Origin of the sequence: Nocardiopsis lambiniae (genome assembly GCF_031845465.1) — a bacterium.
Classification (GTDB): Bacteria; Actinomycetota; Actinomycetes; order Streptosporangiales; family Streptosporangiaceae; genus Nocardiopsis; species Nocardiopsis lambiniae.
In genome coordinates this window covers 143,951-166,644 of the sequence record NZ_JAVREP010000005.1, presented here as the reverse complement: position 1 = coordinate 166,644, position 22,694 = coordinate 143,951, and the positions used below count along the sequence as shown (strand labels likewise).

Here is a 22,694-nt window from a genome sequence, read left to right as displayed (position 1 = left end):
CCCGTTCGTCCGAAACCGAAGACGGAACCCCGTCGGAGCAGGTAGAACTGTGGCGGAACCCGTGTCGCGTCCGGCCGTCGCCCCCGCCCGTCCGTCCCCGCGCGTCGACCCGCACCCCGCAGAAAGGCCGCACCGTGGGCCCCATCGCCCCCCTCACCGACACCGCCCGGGCCGGTGAGGACGCCGTCCTCCTCACCCGGGAGCTGATCCGCAGGGACTCCACCAACCGCGGCGGGGGTCAGGGGGACGAACGGGCCGCGGCCGAGTACGCGGCCGAGGCGCTGACCGACGCCGGACTCGCCCCGGTGGTGCTGGAGTCGAAGGAGCGGCGGTCCAATGTGGTGGTCCGGGTACCGGGCACCGACCCCGACGCACCCGCCCTGCTCGTCCACGGCCACCTGGACGTGGTGCCGGCCGACGCCGCCGCCTGGACGGTGCCCCCGTTCTCCGGGGAGATCGCCGACTGCCCGGTCACCGGACTGCCCGCCCTGTGGGGGCGCGGCGCCGTGGACATGAAGAACACCATCGGCATGGTCACCGCCGTCGTCCGGGAGTGGGCCCGCACCGGGGCGCGTCCGCGCCGCGACATCGTGCTGGCGTTCGTCGCCGACGAGGAGGACAGTTCCGCACACGGCGCCGAGTTCCTGGTGCGTCGGCGTCCCGACCTGTTCGAGGGCTGCACCGAGGCCATCGGCGAGGGCGGCGGTGAGACCGTCCACGCCCGCACCGCCACGGGCGGCACGGCGCGGCTGTACCCCGTGGGCGCCGCCGAGCGGGGCAGCGCCTGGCTGACCCTGCGCGCCGAGGGCACCGCCGGGCACGGATCGCGTCCGCCCCGGGACAACGCCGTCGCCGCGTTGGCCGAGGCGATCGTGCGGATCTCCGGGCACCGCTGGCCGCTGCACCCGACCCCGGTCACGCGGGCGGCCGTCGACGGGATCGCCGCGGCGCTGGGGGTGGAGCGCGGCCCCGACGACACCGGCACCGACGAGGCGATGGAGACGTTGCTGGCCCGGCTGGGCACGGCCGCCCCGCTGGTCTCCCCCGCCGTGCGCAACAGCGCCGCGCCCACGATGCTCTCCGCCGGGTACAAGGTCAACGTCGTGCCGGGTGAGGCCACCGCCGGGGTGGACGGTCGCGTGTTGCCCGGGGCGGAGAAGGCTTTCGAGGAGACCATGGACGAGCTCACCGGGGACCGGGTGAGCTGGGAGTACGCGCACTCCTCGCCACCGGTGTCCGCCCCGGTGGACGCACCCGTGTTCGAGACGCTGCGGGCCGCCCTGCTGGCCCAGGACCCGGACGCGCACGTGGTCCCGGTGTGCCTGGGAGGCGGGACCGACGCCAAGGTGTTCTCGCGGTTGGGGATCGACTGCTACGGCTTCTCACCGCTGTGGCAGCCGGAGGGGATGGACTACGCCGGGCTGTTGCACGGGGTGGACGAACGGGTGCCGCTGGAAGGGCTGCGGTTCGGCGTCCGGGCCTTGGACGTGTTCCTGCGGGCCTGAACGACCGAGCGTCGTAGGTGGCGGGCGTGCGCCACGGTGGCGGGCGCCGGTGGGCGATGACCGATGTCCGGAGGGGGACGTGTGACGGAATCGATGACGGTGAACGATGAGGGCGTGGTGGCGGGGGTCAGGCCGCCGCGGCTGCGGGCGGGCGACCGGGTGCGGCTGGTGGCACCGTGCAGCCCGGTCCCGGAGCCGATGCTGGAGTCGGCCGCGGAGGAACTGCGCCGGTGGGGGCTGGTCGTGGAGTTCGGGGCGCACGTGCGCGACCGACATCCGGTGCTGCCCTACCTGGCGGGAGCGGACGCCGACCGGGCCGCCGACCTCCAGGACGCCTGGTGCGACCCGGACGTGGCCGCGGTGTTCTGCGTACGGGGCGGCGACGGGGCGCACCGGACCCTGGACCTGCTCGACTTCGCCGCGCTGCGCGCGGCCGTGCCCAAGGCCCTGATCGGTTTCAGCGACGTCACGGCCCTGCACGAGGCGTTCTCGGTGGAGCTGGGTGTGGCGACGGTGCACGGGCCGGTGATCGGCACCAAGTACTTCGTGGGCGACCCGGTGGCGCAGGAGGAGCTGCGGTCGACCCTGTTCGAGCCGGAGCGCCGCACGGTGCTGACCTCGCCGGGGGCGCACGCCCTGGTGCCCGGACGCGCCGAGGGTGTGCTCTTCGGAGGGAACCTGAGCCTGCTCAACGACGGTCTGGGGACACCGCACAGCCGGGCGTCGGCGGCCGGGGGCATCCTCGTGCTGGAGGACATCGGCGAGGACGTGGCGCGGCTCGACCGGATGGTCACCCACCTGCTGCGCACGGGGTGGACGACCGGTCTGGCCGGGGTGGTCCTGGGCACCTGGACGGACTGCCCGCCGGGCCCGGGGGTGATCGCCGACCTGATGCGCGAACGGCTCACCCCGCTCGGGGTGCCGGTGCTGTGGGGACTGGAGACGGGGCACTGCGCCGCCCAGCTGACGGTCCCGCTGGGGATCCCGGCCCTGTTGGACGCCGAGAACGGCGTCCTGGAGCTGGCGGTCCCCGGCCTGGCATGACCCGGGTGCCGGCGGGGGCACGGTCCGGGCCGGCGGTGGCGCGGTCGGGTTCGGCGAGGTCGCGGGTGGTGGCCGGGGCACGGACGAGGATCGGGCGGCGGCGCGCGGCGTACCGGCTGACGTGCTCCTCGACCGCCACCGTCCGGGCGAGCGGCGCGTAGGTCTCGGCGTCCTGGCCATCCCGGTCGTCGCCGGTGACCGGGATGGCGGGGGCGCCGCACCCGGCGACCACGGCCCTTCCCCGCGTTCGGCCGGTCGTACCGGTACGACCGTAGGACCTCGGAGGGGGAGTCTAGACTCGACGCCATGGTGAGAGAGCCGCTGACCCAGAGCCAGATCGAACGCGGACGCCTGCTGGGCGGTCTCCTGCGGCGGGCCCGCGCCGACCGCACCATGGTCGACGTGGCCCGACAGGCCGGGATCTCGGTGGAGACGCTGCGCAAGATCGAGGGCGGGCGCATCCCCACCCCGGCGTTCTTCACCGTCGCCGCGATCGCCGCCGCCCTCGACCTGTCCCTGGACGACCTGTTCCGCCGGGTCGACGAGGCCGCCGCGACCCCCGTGGGGGCCTGAGGTTAGGTTGGGATGACACGGCCTTCCCGGGCGTGTTCCCGACCCCTCCGGCCGTGCGGGTGGTAGGCACGAGGGGGCCGCGTCGACGAGGACCAGCAGGGGGAGAAGATGAGCGAACAGGCGTTGCGGGTGGACGAGGCCGAGCTGCGGGGCCTCGTGGACGGCCGGTGGGCGCACGTGCGCGAACGCGCCCGTGATGTGATCCGGGGCGAGCTGTACGCCCCTGTGTACGGCCTGTCCGTGGAGGAGCACCGCGAGCGCACCCTCGCTCAGCTCTCGGCCTTGGCCAAGACCGACATGCCCTCCTACGGGTTCCCCGCCTCGGTGGGCGGCAAGGACGACGTGGGGGCCTCGGTGGTGGCCTTCGAGATGCTCGTCGCGGACCTGTCCCTGATGGTGAAGATGGGCGTGCAGTGGGGGCTGTTCGGCGGGGCGATCCGTGCCCTGGGCACCGAGCGCCACCACACCGAGTACCTGCCCCGGGTGATGTCGATGGAGCTGCCCGGCTGCTTCGCGATGACCGAGACCGGCCACGGTTCGGACGTGCAGCAGCTGCGCACCACCGCCACCTATCACCCGGTCACCGAGGAGTTCGTGGTCCACACGCCCGACGAGGCGGCGCGCAAGGACTACATCGGCAACGCGGCCAGGGATGGTCGGATGGCGGTGGTGTTCGCCCAGTTGCGCGCCGATGGCGAGGACCACGGGGTGCACGCCCTGTTGGTGCCGATCCGCGACGAGGACGGGAACCCGATGCCGGGGGTCCGGATCGAGGACTGCGGGCCCAAGGCCGGGCTCAACGGTGTGGACAACGGCCGGTTGTGGTTCGACGGTGTGCGGGTGCCGCGCGTCAACCTGCTCAACCGGTACGGCACCGTGGCGCCCGACGGCACCTACTCCAGTCCCATCCAGAACCCCGGTCGTCGGTTCTTCACGATGCTCGGCACCCTCGTCCGAGGCCGGATCAGCGTGGCCGGGGGCGCGGGGAGCGCCACCAAGGCGGCGTTGACCATCGCGCTGCGCTACGCCGACACCCGGCGCCAGTTCACCCGTCCGGGCATCGACGGCGCGCCCGAGCAGGAGGTGCGCATCCTCGACTACCTGGCGCACCAACGTAAGCTGCTGCCCGCCCTGGCCCGCACCTACGCGTTGCACTTCGCCCAGGAGGAGCTGGTCACCAGGTTGCACGAGCTGTCGCGGGCACCGCGACGGGACGAGCACGCCCAGCGGGAACTGGAGTCGCGTGCCGCCGGGTTGAAGGCCATCGCCACCTGGCACGCGACCGAGACCATCCAGACCTGTCGGGAGGCGTGCGGAGGGGCCGGGTACCTGGCGGAGAACCGGATTCCGCAGTTGAAGGCCGACTCCGACATCTTCACCACGTTCGAGGGCGACAACACGGTCCTGTTGCAGCAGCTCACCAAGGGCCTGCTGACCAACTTCCAGGACTCGTTCGGCGACCTCGACACGATGGGGCTGGCCCGGTTCATGGCGGGCAGGGTGTTCGAGACGGTGATCGAGCGCACCGCGGCGATCCCGTTGATCGACCGGCTCATCGCGGCCTCTCCCGGACGCGGGGACGAGGCCGACCTGTACAACCGGGGCTGGCAGCTGGAGCTGCTGGAGGACCGGGAGAAGCACGTCATCGAAGGGCTGGCGGGGCGGTTGCGCCGGTCCGGTAAGGACGGCGACGCCTTCGAGGTGTTCAACCGGGCCCAGGACCACGTGCTGGCCGCGGGGCGGGCGCACATGGACCGGGTGGTGCTGGAGGCGTTCGTGGCGGGTATCGACCGCTGCGGCGACAAGTCGACGGCCAAGCTGCTGAACCGGCTGTGCGACCTGTACGTGATGTCGGTGATCGAGGAGGACCGGGCCTGGTTCCTGGAGCACGAGCGGTTGTCGACGGGTCGGTCCAAGGCGGTGACGCGGGCGGTGGACGACCTGTGCCGGGGGCTGCGGCCGTACGCGGTGCGGTTGGTCAACGCGTTCGGGCTGCGCGACGAGTGGCTGGGGGCGCCGATCGCGCTGGGCGCCGAGCACGCCCGGCAGGGCGACCCGGCCCCGGACCGGGGGTGACCCCCGGGTGCGGTCTCGATGCCGGGGCCGCACCCGCGCCGTGCTAGTCAAAGTTTAATAGAGACGCGGAGTCGAACGGGGAGGGTGGGGCATGTCGGCCATTCGGCTGCTGGTCCTGGGGGTGGTCCGCCTGCACGGGCGTGCGCACGGCTACCAGGTGCGCAACGACCTGGAGTTCTGGGGCGCGCACGAGTGGTCCAACGCCAAACCGGGGTCGATCTACCACGCGCTGAAACAGATGGCCAAGCAGGGACTGCTCATCGCGCACGACGTGGCCCCCTCCACGGTGGGCGGCCCGCCCCGCACCGAGTACGAGATCACCCCCCGGGGGGCCGAGGAGTACTTCGCCCTGTTGCGACGGTCGTTGTCCGAGCACGACGCACGCCGGGACATGCTCTCGGCCGGACTGGGCTTCATGGCGGACCTGCCCCGCGAGGAGGTGCTCGACCTGCTGAGCAAGCGGGAGGAGGGCCTCAGGACCTGGCAGGACTCGGTCTCCACGCACTACCTCCCCGAGGAGCACGCCGAACAGATGGGCCACATCGGGGAGATCATGGAGATGTGGCTGCACATGGCCAAGGCCGAGACCCTGTGGACGCGACGGCTCATGGAGCGCATCGAGTCGGGCGCCCACACGTTCGCCGGCGAGGCGGGCGAGCCGTTCGCGGAGGTGTTCGCCGAGGACCACCCCGACCTCATGGCCGCCTGGCGCATCGGCGAATCCTGAGCCCCACGGGCCCGAGGCCGCCGAAGCTCCGAGACCGAACGATCGGGGGAACGCGGCGTACCGGGACGGACGCCCAGGACGGCGACCGCCCCCGGCCTCGGAGACCGGACTCCCCGGAAGGGACGGCCCACCGGCACGGACGACCGGAACGGGGCGGACCCCGCCCCGCGTCGACCCGGTGTCACGGGGCGAGCGGACCGCGTGACGGCCCCCGTGCGACCTCCGGCGCAGCCGGAGACCGATCGCCGGAACACCTTTCCGCGCGCCGGAACGGGTCCGGAGTGGACGCGGACGGTAGTCCATGAGGGCCCCTCCTTCCCGGCGCGGGAACGAGGCGCCGGGAAGGGCCGCCCGGGATCAGCGGGACAGGGAGCGGAACCGGCCGGCCGCCATCGGGCAGGCGACCACGAGCAGCAGGACCGGCCACAGCACCGCCAGGAACAGGGCGTGCTCCGCCGCCCACGAGGTGCCCGCGACCCCCGGGTTCCCGAACAGGTCGCGCACCGCCGTGGCGGTGGCCGACATCGGGTTCCACTCGGCCACCGCGCCCAGCCATCCGGGCATGGACTCGGGCGAGGCGAAGGCGCTGGAGGTGAAGGCCACCGGCCAGACCAGGATCTGCACCGCCATCACCAGTTCCGGGCGGCCCACGACCAGTCCGAGCCAGATACCGCAGGCCAGCATCGCCGCGCGCAACAGGAGGAGCAGGCCCACCGCGCCCAGCGCGGCGCTCAGGGTGCCGTGCCAGCGCCAGCCGAGGGCGAACCCGACGGCGAGCACGATGAGCAGGGCCGCGACGGATTCGAGCAGATCGGCGACGCCGCGGCCGACCAGCACGGCGGTGGGCGCCATGGGCAGGGATCGGAACCGGTCCAGGACACCGCGTCCCAGGTCACGGGTGATCGCCGTCATCGTGCCCTCCAGGCCGAAGGCCATGGTGAGCACGAGCAGACCGGGGACCAGGAACTCGGTGTAGTCCCCTCCGCCGGCGACGGTCATGCTCCCGCCGAGGAAGAGCGCGAACATCACCAACATCATCACGGGGAAGAACAGGGCGAGGAGCACCCCGGCGGGGTTGCGGGCCCAGCGGGCGAACTCGCGCCGGGTCATCGTCCAGGAGTCGATCACCCACCGGGCCGCGTCGCCGGACGTTTCCTCGTGCGCCCGGTCCTCCCGTACATCGGTCATCCGTGCCATCTCCCTCTCCCATCGTCGTCGCCGACCCGGGCCCAGCCCGGGTGGTCGCCCTTCCTCCCCCGCCCGAGCCCGAACGGGGCATCGGTCGCGGACCCGCGGCCGGACCCGGGGCGCGCTCCTCCCCGCAGGGTCTCGGGAGGTCCGTCCGGGCCCGCTCCACCGCCCCGGGCGCGGCTCCCGCCCCAGGCCGGCACGGACCAGGCGGGCACAGCCCGAACGGGCACGGCCCAAGCCGACACGGACCGGACGGGCACGGCCCAAGCCGGCACGGACCGGACGGGCACGGACCGGACGGGCACGGACCGCAACGCCCTCCCGGGGGTCACCCGGAGCCCTGAGGAGCGCCCACCGGGCCGGCGGAGACATCCCCCGCGGCGCCGGTACCGGAGTTCGCCGAGGCGTCGGGATCCGGAAGGACGCCGGCAGCGCCGTCGGCATCGGTGCCGGTGGTCCCGGTGAGGTGGAGGAAGACCTCGTCCAGGGTGGGGCGACGGAGGGCCAGGTCGTCGGCCTCGATGCCCGCCCCGTCCAAGGCGCGGACGGCACGGGCCAGGGCGCCGCGCCGATCGGCGACGGGAACGCTGACACGACCGGAACGAGTATCGACCCCCGGCGAATGGTCAAATTTGATCAGTTGGCCGAAGGCGGCACCCCGGGGATGGCCGAAGAGCCTCGCCAGCAGTTCGGCGGCCTCGGCGAGGCGGGCCGGATCGGTGACGATGACGTCCAGGCGGTCGCCGCCGACCATCGTCTTGAGCCGATCGGCCGTACCCTCGGCGATCACCCGACCGCCGTCGATCACGCTGATGAGATCGGCCAACCGATCGGCCTCCTCCAGGTACTGGGTGGTGAGGAGGACCGTCGTGCCACCGCCGACCAGGGAGTGCACCGACTCCCACACCTCGGTGCGCCCGCGCGGGTCCAGGCCGGTGGTGGGCTCGTCGAGGAACAGCACCCCGGGGTCGACGATGAGCGACGCGGCCAGGTCCAACCGGCGCCGCATGCCGCCGCTGTAGCCGGACACGGGTCGGCCACCGGCGTCGCCCAGCCCGAACCGCTCCAGGAGTTCGTCGGCGCGGGCGCCCGCACGACGGCCGCCCAGGTGGTGCAGGCGGCCGAACAGTTCGAGGTTCTGGCGACCGGACAACTCCTCGTCCAGGGCGGCGTGCTGCCCCAGCAGGCCGATGCGACGGCGAACGTCGCGTGGACGTGCGGCAACGTCGATCCCGTCGACCTCCACGCGCCCCTCCTGGACCCGGAGCAGGGTGGCCAGGGTCCGCACCAACGTGCTCTTGCCCGCCCCGTTGGGGCCGAGGATGGCGTGCACCGTGCCGCGCGCCACCGTCATGTCGAGGCCGTCCAGCGCCCTCTTCACCCCGTAGGACTTACACAGTCCCGCCACCAGGACGGCGGGATCCTCCCGTTCCACCATGACACCTCCCACTCATTGATCAAGCTTGACTACTGGAGGAGGGTCGTTCCCCGGAAGCTCATTGGTCAAACTTGATGAGTCAATTCTTCCGACAGGACACGACACCACTCCGCTCATCGTTCGCCACCCGCCAGACTCGCCGGCGGACAGCCACGCACGCCGGAAACACCGACGGAGACCGGCCACCCACACCCATCACTCGCCGCCCCGGGCAGACCCGGCGGCGGACACGCGTCTCCGCCCCGGGGAACACCGGCGGAGACCGGCCTCCGCGCACCCCCTCGGCGGACGCGGCCGTGACGGGCACCGGGGGGTCAGAACCCCCTGGAGGCACACGTCAGCGGGATCGTCCGGAGAGCCAGTGCTCCAGTTCCTCGGCGTTGCGCAGCTCGCCCTCCACCCGCCGACGCTCCTCGACGGTGAGGTCGATGGCTTCGAGCGCCTCGGTCCACTCGGCCCGGCGCTCGTGCTCGTCCAACGCCACCGAGAGCTCGATGAGGGCGGCCAGCGCCATCGCCCGTTCCACCGCGGGGGCGTCGTCCCCGTGTCGGCGCAGCGCGGAGCGGAGGTAACGCCACGCGGCCCGGTCGTCGAGCTTGATGTCGCGGAGGACGCGGGCCCCGTCCAGCGCGCGGGCCAGACCCTCCAGCTCGGCCGAGCCGCCGTACTCCCACTCCTCGGATTCGTCGCGCTGGATGAAGATGATCGAGTTGCCCGAGGGGTCCACCACCGTGAAACGACTCGCCCCCGAGCGGTAGCGGGTGATCCGGGGCGCCCCCTTGGTCGGAACCCGACCCTCGGCCGACCTCATCCGGGCCGACAGGACGGCGTGATAGGCCGCCACGTCGTCCACCATGACCAGGCAGCCGCCCCCGTCCTCCCTCGACGGGTCGAATCCCCTGGGCGCCCGGCCGTAGTGCAGGTGGACACCGCCCCACCGGAAGGCGAGGTAGAGGTAGGGCCGGTCCTGCTCGTAGGTCACCTCGAACCCGAGGGAGCGGAAGAAGCCCAGGGTCTCCTCCGCCGACGCGCACGGCAGCAGCGGCACCATCGTCTCGTTCGCCCGCACGCCGGCTCCGGCACCCGCGGCCTCCCCGCCTCCCGGGCCGGTCGTCCCGGCTCCCACCGCCCGCCCCTCGCCTTCCGAAGGCCCCACCGCGCCCCGCGCCCCCGACTCGACCGTTCCGGCCGACGGGTCGGTCCTCGGGCCGGACCGGGGCCCCGACGCCCGGACGGCCTCGGCGCCCTCGGTCGGCCCCGAACCGGCGGCCTCGTGGTGCGTTCCGGTGTACGTCATCGCCACCTCCGCCTTCATTAATCAAGTTTGATCAGTATCCGAGGCTATCCTCCTCGTGAGATCTGGTCAAAATTGATCAGTCAGGCCCGCCGCACCTTCGGGTCTTCCGCTCGCGCATGTGACCCACATAACATGAAGACAATTCACGTTAGGCAGGTGACACGTGCGCCCACCCCCCGCGCCCCCGCCCTCCGAACATCCCCCGTCACGGCCCACCCCGATGGTCGAGGCACTCGCCGAGCCCACCACCCCCGTCGGCGCGCCGTGGGTGGCCGGGATCAGCCTGGCCAACCTCGGCATGTGGATGGCGTTCTTCGGCCCCCTCCAGGTACTCCTCCCCGAGCAGGTCGGGGCGATCGTCCCGGAGGACAAGGAGACCGCCCTGGCCTGGGTCACCGGTATCGGCGCGCTCGTGGCCACCCTCGGCACGCCCCTGGCCGGGGCCCTGTCCGATCGCACCACCGGCCCGCTGGGACGCCGCCGCCCCTGGGTCCTGCTCGGCGCGGTCCTGGGCGGGATCGGTCTCACCGTGCTGGGCCGCCAGGACACCGTCACCGGCGTGCTCGTGGGCTGGTCGTTCGTGCAGGCGGCCCTGTCACTGCTCAACGCGACCCTGCTGGCGGCCATCCCCGACCGGGTCCCCGTCCGTCAACGCGGCGCGGTCTCCGGCTGGGTCGGCATCCCCCAGTCGGCGGGCGTGGTGATCGCCGTGGTGCTGGTGACCGTGGTCGTCACCCGCGTCGCCCCCGGCTACACGCTCATCGGCGTCCTTCTCATCGCCTGCGTTCTGCCGTTCGCCCTGACCGCCCCGGACCCGCCACTGCCGCACGAGGCCCGACCGCCCTGGCGCGAGTTCGTCCGCGGGTTCCGGGTCCCCCTGCGCGATCACCCGGACTTCGGCTGGGCCTGGCTGACCCGGTTCCTCATGCAGACCGGCAACGCGATGTTCACGCTCTACCTGCTGTACTTCCTGCGTGACGGGATCGGTTACGAGGACCTCTTCCCCGGTTCGTCCGCCACCGACGGTCTCCTGCTGCTGATCCTGGTCTACACGGGGGCGGTCGTGGCCACCACGGTGCTGGCGGGCGTGCTCTCCGACCGGTGGGGGCGGCGGCGCGGCCCCGTGTGCCTGTCGGGGATCGTGTGCGCGATCCCGGCGTTCCTGGTGGCGGCGTTCCCGTCGTGGCCGATGCTGATCGCGGGGGCGGTGGTGCTGGGTGTCGGGTTCGGCATCTACCTGTCGGTGGACAACGCCCTGGTCACCCAGGTCCTCCCGGCCGCGGAAGGGCGGGCCAAGGACCTGGGGATCGTCAACATCGCCAGCGCCGGCCCGCAGGTGATCGCCCCCGCCCTGGCCGGCCCCATCGTGGTGCACCTGGGCGGTTACCCGGTGCTGTACACCGTCTGCGGGCTGCTCACCCTGCTCGGCGCCCTCCTGGTGTGGCGCATCAGGGGTGTGGCCTGACCCGCTCCCACCCGCTCCCACCCGCTCCCACCCGAGAAGACGCCCTCCCGCCCCGGGAGGGCACGACACGTGCACGAAGGGATCCGTATGTCGTCACCGTTCCTGTGGGGTACGGCCTCGGCCGCGTTCCAGGTGGAGGGCGCCCTGTCCGAGGACGGTCGCGCCCCGTCCGTATGGGACGTCTTCGCCGCCCGCCCCGGGGCGATCCGCGACGGGCACAGCCCCGCCGCGGCCTGCGATCACTATCACCGCTGGTCCGAGGACGTGGACCTGCTCGATCGCCTGGGCGTGAACGCCTACCGGTTCTCGATCGCCTGGCCCCGGGTGGTGCCGCGCGGGTCGGGGGCGGTGAACAAGGCGGGCCTGGACTTCTACGACCGTTTGGTGGACGCCCTGGTGGAACGGGGCATCACACCTCTCCCCACCCTGTTCCACTGGGACCTGCCCCAGGCGCTGGAGGACGCGGGCGGGTGGCTCGCCCGGGACACCTCGAAGGCGTTCGCCGACTACACGGCCGTCGTCGCCGACCGGCTGGGCGACCGGGTGGGGCGGTGGATCACCCTCAACGAACCGGTGGTCCACATGGCCTACGGCCACGCGTTCGGGATCCACGCCCCGGGTCGGACCCTGGACGTACCGGAGGTGCTGCGGGTCGCCCACCACCTGCTGCTCGCCCACGGCCTGGCCGCCGCCGAACTGCGCTCGCGCGGTCTGGAGGCGCTGTTGACCAACAACCTCTCCCCCGTGCGGGCGCCCGAGCACGCCACCGACGCCGATCTGGCGGCCGGGGCGGCCTACGACGCCCTGCACAACCGGTTGTTCACCGACCCGGTGCTCACGGGCGCCCACCCGGACCTGTCGGCGTTCGGCGTCCCGGAGGTGCCGGGGGTGCGCGAAGGCGACCTGGACCTCATCAGCGGCAGCGTGGACGGCATCGGCGTCAACTACTACAACCCGAGCCTGGTCCTGGCCCCCGAGGAGGGCTCCGGTCTGCCGTTCGCCCTGGGGGAGATCACGGGGGTGCCGACCACGGCGTTCGGGTGGCCGGTGGTCCCGGAGGGGCTCACCGAGACCCTGGTGGGGCTGACGGACCGCTACGGGAGCGCGCTGCCGCCGTTGTACGTCACGGAGAACGGGTGCTCGTGCCGCGACGAGGTCGAGGACGGCCGGGTGACCGACCCCGAGCGGATCGCCTACCTGGAAGGGCACATCGCCGCCGTGGACGCGGCCCGGGAGCGGGGCGCGGACGTGCGCGGTTACTTCGTGTGGACGCTCACCGACAACTTCGAGTGGGCGGAGGGCTACCACCAGCGTTTCGGTCTGGTGCACGTGGACCACGCCACCCAGACGCGCACGCCCAAGGACTCCTTCGCCCGCTACCGCGACATCATCGCCGCCCGCACCGCCGTCCCCTGAGGGTTCATTCGGTGACGGCGTCCAGGGGTCCGCTGTCGAACCGTTCGGGGGCCTGCTCGCCGCGTCGGCGAGCGGGCTCCCACCACCACCAGTGCGAATCGGGCACCCAGGAGGGGACCTCCTCCTCGGCGGTCGAGACGGCGGTTTCGGCGACCGCCTCCAGGGCGTCGTCGATGCGGGCGACCGCCTCCAGGTCCTCCTCGCGCAGGAACTCACGCCAGGGCACGAACTCCTCGGCGAGGATCTGGAGCATGGAACGGCGCCAGCAGGCGGGCCGATAGCCCTCGTAGCGGCCGTTCTCGGCGGCGGTCTGACTGCGCACGACGTACAGGCCGAGACGGTCGGGGTTGTTGCCGCCCACCAGCAGTTCGGTCAGGGTGGCGATGAACTCGCGGCCCGCCGGGGACCGGCGCTCGGCGCGGTTCGTCGCCCGGTAGAGGTCGAACAGGGCGGCGAAGGCGTCGTCCATCAACGCGTCCCGGTCCCTGCGACGCGCGGCGCTCTCGGCGAAGGCGTCCAACGCTCTCCTGGCCAGGGTGGAGATGTCCCTGCCCATGTCCGGAACCACCTGTTCCACCGCCTTCTCCTGTTGTGGGGGTCACGCTCGCACGGCCGGTGCGGTCGGGCTTTCGATCATAGACACCGTTCGCGGGCGACCGCCATCGGCCGGGGCTCCGGCCGCCGTCCTCATCCGGTCAGGACCGCGTCGAGCATCCCGGCCCATTGGCGGACGATGCGGCGGCGACGTGCGCTGTCGTCGGTGAGCAGGTTGGCCAGACCCAGGCCCCGGGCCAGGTCCAGGGTGGCCTGGACGGCCTCGCGCACCCCGGGTCGGGACTCGTCGGCCCCCAGCAGGCCCACGGCGGCCCGGTGCAACTCGCGTCCCACCCGTTCCTCCATGGGAAGGATGCTCTCGCGCAGCGCCGGATCGTTGGCGGCGGCGGCCCACAACTGGAGGGCGGCGCGGAAGTCCTCCCCGGTGAAGGCGTCCACGGCCATCTGCACCACGGCCTCGGTACGGCCGGGGCCTTCGGGGACGGTGGCGATGCGGCGGCGCAGCTCCTCTCCCCGGCTGTCGAGGACGTGCCGCATGACCGCCAGGTACAGGTCCTCGCGGGTCGGGAAGTGGTGCTGCGCGGCACCCCGGGAGACCCCGGCGGTCTCGGCGACCGCGCCGACGGTGGCCCCGGCCACGCCGCTCTCGGCCAGGCGGGTCACGGCCGCCTCCAACAGCCGGGCCCGGGTGGCCCGACTGCGCTCCTGTCTGGGTTCGCGCTCCGCTGCGGTCCCCACCCGTCGCTCCCTCGCTGTGTGGCCGCGCGGGCGCCCGGGGTCCGGGTGTCCGCGCGCTCCGATCAGTACGACCTGGGCAGGCCCAGGGACTGCTGCGCCACGTAGTTGAGGATCATCTCCCGACTGACCGGGGCGATCCGGGCCAGGCGGGCGCTCGCGATCGCCGCTCCCAGCCCGTACTCACCGGCCAGCCCGTTGCCGCCGAGGGTCTGCACGGCCTGGTCGACGGCCCGCACACACGCCTCGGCGGCGGCGTACTTGGCCATGTTGGCCGCCTCGCCCGCCCCGGCGTCGTCGCCGGAATCGTAACGGAACGCGGCGTGCTGGGTCATCAGCCGGGCCTGTTCCAGTTCGATCTTGACCTGGGCGAGGGGGTGGGCCAGTCCCTGGTGGGCTCCGATGGGGGTGTCCCGCCAGACCCTGCGCTCCTTGGCGTAGGCGACGGCCTTGTCGAGGGCGTGTCTGGCGCTGCCGGAGGCCAGGGAGGCGGCCATGATGCGTTCGGGGTTGAGTCCGGCGAAGAGTTGCAGGAGTCCGGCGTCGGGGTCGCCGACCAGCGCGTCGGCGGGCAGGCGGACGTCGTCCAGGAAGAGCTGGTACTGGTGGTCGGGGCTGAGCAGGTCCATCTCGATGCGCCGCGCCTCGAACCCGGGGGTGTCGGTGGGCACGATGAACAGGGCCGCGGACAGTCGGCCGGTGTCCTGGTCCTGGACGCGGCCCACCACCAGGACGGCGTCGGCGACGTCCACCCCGGAGATGAAGGTCTTGCGGCCGTCGAGGACCCAGTGGTCCCCGTCACGGCGGCCGGTGGTGGTGATGCGGTGGGAGTTGGACCCGGCGTCGGGTTCGGTGATGGCGAAGGCCATGATGGTCTCGCCGGTGGCCAGTCCGGGCAGCCATCGCTTCTGCTGCGCGGGGGTGCCGAACCGGGACAGGACGGTGCCGCAGATGGCCGGGGAGACGACCATCATGAGGGTGGGACAGCCGGCGGCGCCGAACTCCTCCAGGACGGCGGCCAGGTCGCCGATGCCTCCTCCGCCGCCGCCGTGCTCCTCGGGGAGGTTGACCCCGAGGTAGCCGAGCCTCCCGGCCTCCCGCCACAGCTCGGTGAGGTAGGCGCCCTCCTTCGCCTTGGCCCTGTAGTAGGCGGATCCGTAGTCGCGCGCGAACGCGGAGACCGCGGCGCGCAGTGCTCCGCGCTCGTCGGATTCGTTGAAGGTCGTGGCCCCGGTCGTCAACTGCTCCGCCCTTCGTAGTCGAGTACGGCGAGGGGTGTTCCGGCGGACACGCGCCGGCCCGCCGCGACCGGGATCTCCCGGACGGCACCGGCGGCGGGTGCGGTGATGCGGTGCTCCATCTTCATGGCCTCCATCCGCAGGAGGGTCTGGCCCGCGCGGACCTTCTCCCCCACGGTGACGTCGACGGAGGTGACGGTGCCCGGCATGGGCGCGGGCAGCGCGCCGGGGTCGACCGCGACCTCGGGTGCGGGCAGGGGGTCGACGGGGGTGAGGGCGACGGATCCGTTCGGTGTGTCGATGTGGACCCGGCCGCCGGCGAAGTGGACGGTGTGGGCGCGGCGCAGTCCGTCGACCTCCAGGACGACCCGGTCCGCGGCGACCGACCGGACGCGGGTGCCGGGTCGCTCGGGGAGGGGCGCGCCGCGCACGGTGCGGTGGGACGCGGAGATCTCACGCCCGTCGTCGGTGGTGTAGCGGCGCACGTGCGGCCCGGAGGGGAGGTTGCGCCAGTGCGCGGGGATCCCCGGCGGAACGGCCGTTCCGGTCCGGGCGGCCTCGGCGGAGGCCAGGGCTGCCGCCAGGGCGGCGAGTTCCTCGGTGTCGGGGGCGGCCAGGGGGGCGGCGAGCGCGGTGAGGCGGTCGCCGGTGAGGAACCCGGTGTGCAGGTCCCAGGGCCGGTCTGCGGCGTCGACGAATCCGGGGTGACGCAGGGTGCGCACGAGCAGGTCGCGGTTGGTGCCCACGCCGTGCAGGCGGGCCCCGGTGAGGGCGGCGGCCAGCCGGCGCAGGGCGTCGCGGCGGTCGCGGCCGTGCGCGACGACCTTGGCGAGCAGGGGATCGAAGTCGGTGCCGACCTCGTCCCCGGCCTCGACTCCGGCGTCCAGGCGCACTCCGAACCCGGTGGGAGGGGCGAAGCGGGCGGTGGCGGCGGGGACGTCGAAGGCGGTGAGCACACCGGTGCGGGGCCGCCAGCCGCCGCGCGGGTCCTCGGCGTACAGGCGGGCCTCGACGGCGTGGCCGACGGGCGGGGGCGGGTCCGCGGCGGGCAGCCGGTCCCCCTCGGCGACGCGGATCTGCCATTCGACCAGGTCGAGTCCGGTGACGCATTCGGTGACGGGGTGCTCGACCTGGAGTCGGGTGTTCATCTCCAGGAAGACGGGGACCCCGAAGGCGGTGGGGTCGTCCTCGGCGGGCGGGTGGACGGGGACGAGGAACTCGGCGGTGCCCGCGCCGACGTAGCCGATGGCCGCGGCCATCCGTCGGGCCGCCTCGTGGAGGTCGCGGCGCAGGTCCCCGGGCAGGCCGGGGGCGGGGGTCTCCTCGATGACCTTCTGGTGGCGGCGTTGCGCCGAGCAGTCGCGTTCGCCGAGGGCCCACACGGTGCCGTGGGCGTCGGCGAGGATCTGCACCTCGATGTGGCGACCGCGTTCCACGTACGGCTCGCAGAACACGGTGGGGTCGCCGAACGCGGACGCGGCCTCGGTGCGGGCGTCGGCCGCCGCCGCGGGCAGGTCGGCGAGGTCGTGGACCACGCGCATGCCCCGGCCGCCGCCTCCGGCGGAGGCCTTGACCAGGACGGGCAGGTCCTCGACGCGCACGTCCTCGGGGTTCAGGGCGTCGGCGACGGGCACTCCGGCGGCGCGGGCGATCTCCTTGGCGCGGGTCTTGGCGCCCATCCGTTCGATGGCGTCGGCGGAGGGTCCCACCCAGGTCAGTCCGGCCTCGACGACGGCGCGGGCCAGGGCGGGGTTCTCCGACAGGAACCCGTAGCCGGGGTGGACCGCGTCGGCACCGGCGGCGCGGGCGGCGGCGACGATCGCGGCGGGGTCGAGGTAGGCGTCCACGGGTCCGCCTCCCGGGGGGACGGGCAGGGGGACGGCGGTGTCGGCCTCGACGACGTGCGGGGCCGTCTCCTCACGGGGGGCGTGCACGGCGACGGTGCCGATGCCCAGGGCACGGCAGGTGTGGATGACGCGGCGGGCGATCTCGCCGCGGTTGGCGACGAGGAGGGTGGTCACGGGTGGGGTGTTCACGGGTGCCCTCACATTCGGAAGACGCCGAAACGGTCGGTGCCGCGCACCGGGGCGTTGTGGGCGAAGGACAGGCACAGTCCCAGGACGGTGCGGGTGTCGCGGGGGTCGATGACGCCGTCGTCGTAGACCCGTCCGGACAGGAACAGGGGCAGGGACTCGGCCTCGATCCGGTCTTCGACCATCTGCCGGACAAGGGTGTCCTGTTCCTCGTCGTAGGGCCGCCCCTTCCGGGCCGCGGACTGCCGGGCGACGATGGAGAGCACCTCGGCGAGCTGCTTCGGGCCCATGACGGCGGAGCGGGCGCTGGGCCAGGCGAACAGGAACCGGGGATCGTAGGCACGGCCGCACATGCCGTAGTGGCCGGCCCCGTAGGAGGCGCCGACGAGCACCGAGAAGTGGGGGACCGTGCTGTTGGAGACGGCGTTGATCATCATCGAGCCGTGCTTGATGATGCCGCTCTGTTCGTACTCGCGGCCGACCATGTAGCCGGTGGTGTTGTGCAGGAAGATCAGGGGGGTGTCGGCGCGGTTGGCGAGCTGGATGAACTGGGTGGCCTTGTGCGCCTCGGCGCCGAACAGCACCCCGTGGTCGTTGGCGAGCACGCCGACGGGGTATCCGTGCAGGTCGGCCCAGCCGGTGACGAGTCCGGTGCCGTAGGAGGGCTTGAACTCGTCGAACTCCGAGCCGTCGACGACGCGGGCGATGATCTCGCGGGGGTCGACGGGGATCTTCAGGTCGGGCGGCATGACGCCGATGAGTTCCTCGCCCGGGTGGAGGGGCTCGCGGGCGGCGGCGGGCGGCGGCCCGGCCTTGCGGTGGCCGAGCCGGGCGACGATGCGGCGGCCGATGCGCAGGGCGTCGTGCTCGTCCTCGGCGAGGTGGTCGGCCAGGCCGGAGACCTCCGCGTGCATGCGGGCCCCGCCCAGGGACTCGTCGTCGCTCTCCTCGCCGGTGGCGGCCTTGACCAGGGGCGGTCCACCGAGGAACACCTTGGCGCGGTCGCGGACCATGACGACGTGGTCGCTCATGCCGGGGATGTAGGCGCCGCCCGCGGTGGAGTTGCCGAACACGAGCGCGATGGTGGGGATGCCGTCGGCGGACAGGCGGGTGAGGTCGCGGAAGGTGCGCCCGCCGGGGATGAAGATCTCCTTCTGGGAGGGCAGGTCCGCGCCGCCGGACTCGACGAGGCTGATCATCGGCATGCGGTTCTGCGCGGCGATCTCCCCGGCCCGCTGGGACTTCTTCAGCGTCCAGGGGTTGCTGGCCCCGCCGCGCACGGTGGGGTCGTTGGCGACGATGACGCATTCGACGCCGGAGACCACGCCCACGCCGGTGATGAGGCTCGCGCCGACGGTGTACTCACTGCCCCAGCCGGCCAGGGGGGACAGTTCGAGGAAGGGGGAGCCCTCGTCGAGGAGGAGTTCGACGCGTTCGCGGGCGGTGAGCCCGCCCCGGGAGCGGTGTCGCTCGACGTACTCGCCGCCACCACCGGCCAGGGCCTTGGCGTGTTCGGCGTCGATCTCGCCCAGGGCGGCGAGCATGCTCTCCCGGGCTTGGGCGAACTCGGCGGAGGCGGTGTCGATCCGGCTGCTCAGTACGGTCACGGGCGGGCCTCCTCGGGCAGCAGGGTGACGGGCAGGGGGACCCGGCGGGCCCGCAACCATTCGCCCAGCCCCTTGGCCTGGGGGTCGAGCCCTTCGCGGCGCGCGGTGCCGGGGGCGAGCATGCCCTCGATCCAGAAGTTGGCGGCGCGCAGTTCGGGCAGCAGGTGGCGGGTGACCTTGAGGTCGGCGGTCTCGGGCAGCAGTTCGCGCAGGAGGTCGACGGTGAGGTGGTGGGCGATCCACCGCCAGGCGTCCTCGCTCTGATCGCGGGCCCAGACCCCCAGGTTGGCGTCGGCGCCCTTGTCGCCGCTGCGGGCGCCCAGGATCAGTCCCAGCGGGGCTTCGCGTACCGGCCCTGCGGGCGGGGGCGCGGGCGGCGCGGGTTCGGGGACCTCCACCAGGGGTCGTGTGACCTCGGCGGGGGCGATGGTCAGCCGGTCCCCGTCGGGGAGGATCGCGAGGTGTTCGACCTCGGAGGCGGGTACGAGGGCGTGGGTCGCGGCCACCCCGTCGGGGCGGGCGTCGCGCGGCGGGGCGGTGAGGTGGAACCCCGCGTAGCCCGACAGCGCGAGCTCGACGGCGGCGGCGCCGAAGGGACGCCCGATGACGGTGGGCTCGTGATCGCGGGCGGTGACGCGCAGGCGGGCGGTGGCCTTGTCCTGGGTGTCCCCGTGGGGGTCCTCGGCGGGGACGAACTCGAAGCGCAGTTCCTCGGGGCGGCGACGGGCCAGTGCGGCGCGCAGTTGGCGTTCGGCCAGGGCCGCCTTGGTCTCGGCGTCCAGGCCGGTGATGAGGAACTCGACGTCGTTGCGGAAGCCGGTGAGACCGGTGAGGCCGACCTTGAGGTCGGGCGGCGGCGCCTCGCCCCGCGTGCCGGACAGGCGCACCCGGTCGGGGCCCTCCTGGACCAGGCGGACCGTGTCCAGGCGGGTGGTGACGTCGGGGCCGGGGTAGCGGGCGCCGGCGATCTCGTAGACCAGTTGGGCGGTGACGGTGCCGACGGTGACGGCGCCGCCGGTGCCGGGGTGCTTGGTGATGACCGCGCCGCCGTCGGCGTGGATCTCGGCGATGGGGAAACCGGGTCGGGTCGGGTCGTGTCCGTCGCGGACCAGGTCGTCCAGGAGCGCGTAGTTGCCGCCGGTGGCCTGGGCGCCGCATTCGATGACGTGTCCGGCGACGGTGGCCCCGGCCAGGGCGTCGAGGTCGTCGCGGGTCCAGCCGAAGTGGGAGATGGCGGGGCCGACGGCGAGGGAGGCGTCGGTGACCCTGCCGGTGACGACGATGTCGGCGCCGGCGTCGAGACAGGCGGCGATGCCGAAGGCGCCGAGGTAGGCGTTGGCGGTGAGGGGTCCGTCCAGCCCCAGTTCCTCGGCGCGGTGAAGGAGGTCGTCGCCGGTGACGCAGGCGATGCGGGGGTCGAAGCCGAGGGATTCGGCGAGTTCGGTGAGTCGGTCGGCCAGCCCCCGGGGGTTGAGGCCACCGGCGTTGGTGACGACCTTGACCCGGCGCTCCATGATGAGGCCGAGACTGTCGCGCATCTGCCGCAGGAAGGTCTTGGCGTAACCGCGGGAGGGGTCGGCGAGCTGGTCGCGACCGAGGATGGCCATGGTGAGTTCGGCCAGGTAGTCACCGGTGAGGACGTCGACCGGTCCGTCGGTGAGCATCTCGTGGACGGCGCAGAGGCGGTCTCCGTAGAAACCGGAGGCGTTGCCGACCCACAGCGAGGGCGTATCGGTCATGACCACGAGAGTGACATCGGGCACAGGAAAGAACAAGCAGTCGTGATTGTTTTTCTGCGAACCGCCCCTTTCATTACGATATGGCCGAAAGTGGCCACGGAGCGTGGGTTACCACCCTCGGAGAACCGGGGAGGGGCCGGATATTTTGTCCGGGTGAGCACCTCCGAGAACACCACCCCAGCCGACGACTCCACCGCCACCCCGGCCGAGGAGACCACCACCGAGGACGGCACCACCGCCGAGGACACCCCGCCGGGCCCCGACGCCTTCCTGGCCGGCGTCCGCCCCGAGAGCAGCCCGAGAGTGCTCTCCGCCGAGACCTTCGCCCTGACGGGTCTGCTGCTGATCCTCCCGGTGGTCGCCACCGGTCGCCTGTTCGAGCTGTTCGGCTGGTTCGCCCTCACCGACCTGACCCTGGAGGACCCCCGCCAGGCCGTGGTCGTCAACGCCGACCTCGTGGTCGCCGGCGGCCTCAGTGTGCTGGCCGTACTGTCGGGCTCGCTGTCCCTGATCATGGGTCGGGCGACGAACGGGGCCCGCCGGCTCGCCTCGGCGACGGTGCTGACCGGCGCGCTGTTCGTCGTCCTGGCCATCGTCACCTACGTCATCGCGGCGGGGCGGATCTGACGGGTTCTCCGGGGTCGGGGCTGCCAGGATGCGCAAACCCTGACAAGCAAGGCATAAGCCACATAACGGCAGCCTCCTCCCGTGTCCCGGAGAACACCCCTTGGCATCCCCCTCTCTGGTGCGCCGTCCACGGCTCCTCATCGGCGCCTGCGTCGGCGCCGCCCTCACCATCCGCGCCCACCGCAGGAAGACCGGCTCCCGATGGCGGCGACTTGACCCGGCACAGCAGGCCCTGCTCGTCCTGGTCCACCTGCGCAAAGGAGAGCCTCTCATCCGGGTCGCGGCCGGTTTCGAGGTCGGCACCGCCACCGCCTGGCGGTACGTGCGCGAGACCACCCGCCTGCTCGCCGAGCAGGCACCCACCCTGGAGCAGGGACTACGCCGCGCACGCCGTCAGGGCTGGGGGTAGGTGATCGCGGACGGCACCCTCATCGCCTGCGACCGCGTCGCGGCCGACCGGCCCTTCTCCTCGGGCAAGCACAAGCAGCACGGCATGAACATCCAGGTCGTCGCGGCCCCGGACGGCGAACCCCTGTGGATTTCGTGGTCGCTGCCCGGCTCGGTGCACGACACCCGGGCCGCCCGGGTGTGGAAGATCGGCGAGCGCATCGCCTCCTCGGGTCTGCTCGGCCTGGGCGACAAAGGGTACGTGGGGCTCTCGGACGTGGTGTTCTGCCCGTTCAAGGGCCGGGGCAAGCCGCAGTGGAAGAAAGACGCCAACTCCGGACACGCCAAGCTCCGCGTCTAGCCGTACGCCCGACTCTCGTGCTATTCACTGACCTATGGCATTGAAGACGAAGGAAGGGACCAAGGTGGGCATCGGATCTACAGTGTGGTCCCAAAACGGGGACGGACCTTTCACCATTCGCCGGCACCCCCTCGGCCAGGGTTTTCTGCTGTTGGTGGGGAGCGCAGAGGAACGGACGCACAAGCCTGAGGACATAGAGCGCTATTACCATGCCCACAGGTCGAGCTGAGTCGGGCCGTCGGTTCGTCTCAGCACCACTCCGAAGGCCCCTCGGTGCGTGAAGGCACTCATCCCCTTGCTCCATACTTCCAGTTGGAACGCTCTGGCGAGAACCGTTCGGTCCCTCCCCCTGGAAAAGCGAACGCAGCTGGTTTTCCATTGGTGCGCCAAGAGGACGACATAGCAGAGGAGAATCACTGTGCAGTTCCGCGGACTACTCATCGGGCTCGTCGGACTCATCGGTCTGACGATCATCGTCTGCGCCATCAGGGGCCTGTCCGGCACGAAGAGCTCGGCCCCTGGCAATGGCGAGAGCGTACGGCCGCCACGCACCGGACGAAGCGATGGCGACGCCCGCGGTGGTCGAGGCCTCACCGATGGTGATGGGAACGGAGGCGGCCAGGGTCGCAGTGACGACGATTAGATCGCGAACCGCGCTCGCTCCTGGGCACCCACAGACC

General features: G+C 72.6%; 19 protein-coding genes. 10 read left to right on the top strand and 9 right to left on the bottom strand.

Translation table 11 applies throughout. The features are described 5' to 3' along the window. Nucleotides 1–134: 134 nt before the first annotated feature. From RM479_RS09950 to RM479_RS09925, 5 genes are all read left to right on the top strand, one after another. Entirely contained in the window at nucleotides 135–1,505 is a 1,371-nt protein-coding gene (locus RM479_RS09950) for a M20/M25/M40 family metallo-hydrolase (RefSeq protein ID WP_311511434.1), read from the top strand. A 93-nt stretch (nucleotides 1,506–1,598) separates the two neighbouring features. Beyond that, nucleotides 1,599–2,549: a S66 peptidase family protein gene (locus RM479_RS09945; protein WP_311511558.1), complete on the top strand. Its 951-nt coding sequence runs from the start codon at nucleotides 1,599–1,601 to the stop codon at nucleotides 2,547–2,549. 306 nt (nucleotides 2,550–2,855) lie between these two features. Next, nucleotides 2,856–3,122, top strand: coding sequence for a helix-turn-helix domain-containing protein (locus tag RM479_RS09935; protein ID WP_274811837.1), 267 nt, complete (start codon nucleotides 2,856–2,858; stop codon nucleotides 3,120–3,122). Between the two features lie 108 nt (nucleotides 3,123–3,230). Then, a complete protein-coding gene (locus tag RM479_RS09930; RefSeq protein ID WP_311511433.1) occupies nucleotides 3,231–5,198 on the top strand; it encodes an acyl-CoA dehydrogenase family protein in 1,968 nt (655 codons plus the stop codon). 91 nt (nucleotides 5,199–5,289) lie between these two features. After that, the gene (locus RM479_RS09925; protein ID WP_311511432.1) at nucleotides 5,290–5,925 is read left to right on the top strand and encodes a PadR family transcriptional regulator; all 636 of its coding nucleotides are present in this window, start codon (nucleotides 5,290–5,292) and stop codon (nucleotides 5,923–5,925) included. Nucleotides 5,926–6,282: 357 nt separating this feature from the next. On the opposite strand, the gene RM479_RS09920 is transcribed toward RM479_RS09925, so the two are convergent. The 3 genes from RM479_RS09920 to RM479_RS09910 form a co-directional block, all read right to left on the bottom strand. Next, entirely contained in the window at nucleotides 6,283–7,113 is an 831-nt protein-coding gene (locus RM479_RS09920) for an ABC transporter permease (protein ID WP_311511431.1), read from the bottom strand. Nucleotides 7,114–7,444: 331 nt separating this feature from the next. Continuing rightward, on the bottom strand, nucleotides 7,445–8,551 hold the full coding sequence (locus RM479_RS09915) for an ATP-binding cassette domain-containing protein (RefSeq protein WP_397221845.1): 1,107 nt from the start codon (nucleotides 8,549–8,551) through the stop codon (nucleotides 7,445–7,447). A 340-nt stretch (nucleotides 8,552–8,891) separates the two neighbouring features. Beyond that, on the bottom strand, nucleotides 8,892–9,851 hold the full coding sequence (locus tag RM479_RS09910; RefSeq protein WP_311511429.1) for a VOC family protein: 960 nt from the start codon (nucleotides 9,849–9,851) through the stop codon (nucleotides 8,892–8,894). 220 nt (nucleotides 9,852–10,071) lie between these two features. On the opposite strand from RM479_RS09910, the gene RM479_RS09905 reads away from it, so the two are divergent. Continuing rightward, entirely contained in the window at nucleotides 10,072–11,316 is a 1,245-nt protein-coding gene (locus tag RM479_RS09905; RefSeq protein WP_311511428.1) for an MFS transporter, read from the top strand. 87 nt (nucleotides 11,317–11,403) lie between these two features. After that, a complete protein-coding gene (locus RM479_RS09900) occupies nucleotides 11,404–12,732 on the top strand; it encodes a GH1 family beta-glucosidase (protein ID WP_311511427.1) in 1,329 nt (442 codons plus the stop codon). 4 nt (nucleotides 12,733–12,736) lie between these two features. Here RM479_RS09900 and RM479_RS09895 read toward each other — a convergent pair whose 3' ends face one another. The 6 genes from RM479_RS09895 to RM479_RS09870 all read right to left on the bottom strand — a co-directional run bounded on the left by RM479_RS09895 (nucleotide 12,737) and on the right by RM479_RS09870 (nucleotide 20,663). Next, nucleotides 12,737–13,288: a hypothetical protein gene (locus RM479_RS09895; RefSeq protein WP_274811889.1), complete on the bottom strand. Its 552-nt coding sequence runs from the start codon at nucleotides 13,286–13,288 to the stop codon at nucleotides 12,737–12,739. Between the two features lie 131 nt (nucleotides 13,289–13,419). Then, on the bottom strand, nucleotides 13,420–14,025 hold the full coding sequence (locus RM479_RS09890; RefSeq protein WP_311511426.1) for a TetR/AcrR family transcriptional regulator: 606 nt from the start codon (nucleotides 14,023–14,025) through the stop codon (nucleotides 13,420–13,422). A gap of 62 nt (nucleotides 14,026–14,087) precedes the next feature. After that, on the bottom strand, nucleotides 14,088–15,263 hold the full coding sequence (locus RM479_RS09885) for an acyl-CoA dehydrogenase family protein (protein WP_311511425.1): 1,176 nt from the start codon (nucleotides 15,261–15,263) through the stop codon (nucleotides 14,088–14,090). Beyond that, nucleotides 15,260–17,308 (bottom strand): ATP-binding protein, encoded by a 2,049-nt coding sequence (locus RM479_RS09880; RefSeq protein ID WP_397221775.1) that lies wholly within the window; start codon nucleotides 17,306–17,308, stop codon nucleotides 15,260–15,262. Before RM479_RS09880 ends, RM479_RS09885 begins: the two co-directional genes overlap by 4 nt. Further along, the gene (locus tag RM479_RS09875) at nucleotides 17,305–18,900 is read right to left on the bottom strand and encodes an acyl-CoA carboxylase subunit beta (protein ID WP_311511423.1); all 1,596 of its coding nucleotides are present in this window, start codon (nucleotides 18,898–18,900) and stop codon (nucleotides 17,305–17,307) included. Before RM479_RS09875 ends, RM479_RS09880 begins: the two co-directional genes overlap by 4 nt. Then, complete coding sequence (locus tag RM479_RS09870) at nucleotides 18,897–20,663, bottom strand: acyclic terpene utilization AtuA family protein (protein WP_397221772.1); 1,767 nt, start codon at nucleotides 20,661–20,663, stop codon at nucleotides 18,897–18,899. Before RM479_RS09870 ends, RM479_RS09875 begins: the two co-directional genes overlap by 4 nt. Before the next feature lie 129 nt (nucleotides 20,664–20,792). On the opposite strand from RM479_RS09870, the gene RM479_RS09865 reads away from it, so the two are divergent. The 3 genes from RM479_RS09865 (at nucleotide 20,793) to RM479_RS09855 (ending at nucleotide 22,014) form a co-directional block, all read left to right on the top strand. Next, nucleotides 20,793–21,266, top strand: a complete 474-nt coding sequence (locus RM479_RS09865; RefSeq protein ID WP_311511421.1) for a hypothetical protein — start codon at nucleotides 20,793–20,795, stop codon at nucleotides 21,264–21,266. Between the two features lie 100 nt (nucleotides 21,267–21,366). After that, a complete protein-coding gene (locus RM479_RS09860) occupies nucleotides 21,367–21,675 on the top strand; it encodes a helix-turn-helix domain-containing protein (protein ID WP_311511420.1) in 309 nt (102 codons plus the stop codon). Beyond that, nucleotides 21,676–22,014, top strand: a complete 339-nt coding sequence (locus tag RM479_RS09855; RefSeq protein WP_311511419.1) for a transposase family protein — start codon at nucleotides 21,676–21,678, stop codon at nucleotides 22,012–22,014. It abuts the gene before it with no gap. Nucleotides 22,015–22,694 lie beyond the last annotated feature (680 nt).